Below are 386 nucleotides of genomic sequence, written 5' to 3'. Positions count from 1 at the left end.
ACCGTGACGTGATCCGGCAGCTTCAGCGTCTTCACCATCGAGTCGATGATCCGCACGTTGGCCTGGTGCGGGATGAAGACGTCCAGGTCGTCCGGGCTGATCCCGGCCGCGTCCAGCGCCTGCTGCGCGACCTTCGCCATCTCGAACACGGCCCAGCGGAACACCGCCTGGCCCTCCTGCGTGATCGCCGGAAACTTGACGTTGCCCTCGGAGTCGAGGGGCAGCGCGGAGATGTCGCCGACCCGGAAACGGTCCCACGGGACCGTCTGCTTGATCGTTTCGGCCTTGTCGCCCTCCGAGCCCCAGACCGTCGGGCCGATCGCCGGCTCCTTGGACGGGCCGACGACGACCGCGCCCGCGCCGTCCCCGAACAGGAACGCCGTGGC

At 69.2% G+C, this 386-nt stretch carries 1 protein-coding gene; it reads right to left on the bottom strand.

The annotated features are described in order from the left end of the window. Positions 1-386 (bottom strand): 3-oxoacyl-[acyl-carrier-protein] synthase III C-terminal domain-containing protein (locus tag ACF088_RS41265; RefSeq protein WP_392381127.1); only part of this gene is annotated, 386 nt, incomplete at both ends.

The organism is Streptomyces sp. NPDC015125 (genome assembly GCF_043080045.1).
Lineage (GTDB): Bacteria > Actinomycetota > Actinomycetes > Streptomycetales > Streptomycetaceae > Streptomyces.
The sequence above is the reverse complement of the archived record's forward strand: the minus strand, read 5'-3'. Positions and strand labels throughout refer to the sequence as shown.